This is a genomic window from Cognatundibacterium luofuense (genome assembly GCF_018139685.1).
Lineage (GTDB): Bacteria > Pseudomonadota > Gammaproteobacteria > Burkholderiales > Burkholderiaceae_D > Undibacterium > Undibacterium luofuense.
On sequence record NZ_JAGSPN010000475.1, the window covers coordinates 1 to 311 of the forward strand.

1 protein-coding gene is annotated in these 311 nt (G+C 52.4%); it reads left to right on the forward strand.

Annotation, left to right across the window (positions count from 1 at the left end; translation table 11 throughout):
• On the forward strand, positions 1 to 311 hold a 311-nt coding region (locus KDM89_RS21285; RefSeq protein WP_212689793.1), incomplete at both ends, for a SpoVR family protein.

Here is a 311-nt window from a genome sequence, read left to right on the forward strand (position 1 = left end):
CGCTATAAACGTCCGGCCCGGATTTCCCTGATCGAGGAAAGAGAGCGTCAGACTGAACGCGAAGCTTACCTGCAATCGCAAATCAATGATTTATGGCGCACCTTACCGCGCCGTCCTGAGGTGCAAGAGAATCAGCAGGGGCAGCAGCGCTTTCCGCGTGAGCCGCAGGAAAATTTGCTGTATTTCATCGAGAAATATGCGCCTTTGCTGGAGCCATGGCAGCGTGAAATTGTGCGCATCATCCGTAAAATTTCGCAGTATTTTTATCCCCAACGTCAGACCCAGGTCATGAATGAGGGCTGGGCGACCTT